The organism is Vibrio sp. YT-19(2023) (genome assembly GCF_033337395.1).
In genome coordinates this window covers 1-697 of record NZ_JAWOQN010000505.1, presented here as the reverse complement: position 1 = coordinate 697, position 697 = coordinate 1, and the positions used below count along the sequence as shown (strand labels likewise).

Below are 697 nucleotides of genomic sequence, written 5' to 3'. Positions count from 1 at the left end.
CAATGCGTAGAGAACGTTTGAATTCTATTGCCAGCTCAAGGACTTCGAGTACGGTTAACTCTGCTTTCTTAGCTGTTGCTTCTTTCGTATCTTTCCAGTACTGGATGCGAACACGATGTAGCTGAGCCCTTCTCATTTTTTTCATAGTAATCTCCCTCATCTTCTATAAGTAACGCTCTTTATGAGCTTATTGTCTAAGGTTTTTTATCCCCTTCAATCTATAAGGGAACCAATTATTTAACCGTGACTCATTTCACAACATAATGATAAAAACGGTTCTATTGCAGCCATTTTTGACACCTAAAACCGATTATTACCTTCCTGACACGGTCAAATTACTCACGAGATATGACAGAAAAATGGCAATCAAGTTCCCTAAATTAACTGTCATTGAATCTTAATAATGATTCCTGAAAAACTTTGCAAGTAATATACCAATTGCACATCACTTTCCGTCGAGTAACTCTTTTCACGTTCTTACTAGCAGTTGCATACCATTCCCATTAAGGCTGAATTCGCTGCTGATAATGCTGGCGGTAGTCGCGTGGTGTTAGTCCTTTGTACGTTTTGAAGTGGCGATTAAACAGGGCTTGATTACGATATCCGACTCGCTCAAACACAATCCCAATCGGCAACGACGTAGATTGCAGCAAATCTGCGGCATGATTGATCCGCAATTTCATTAGACGTTGGCTAA

1 protein-coding gene is annotated in these 697 nt (G+C 39.9%); it reads right to left on the bottom strand.

All coding sequences use genetic code 11. From position 1 onward, the window contains the following. Positions 1-503: 503 nt before the first annotated feature. Positions 504-697, bottom strand: a 194-nt coding sequence (locus R7E78_RS26785) for a helix-turn-helix domain-containing protein (RefSeq protein ID WP_318058693.1), incomplete at its 5' end; no start/stop codon positions are given.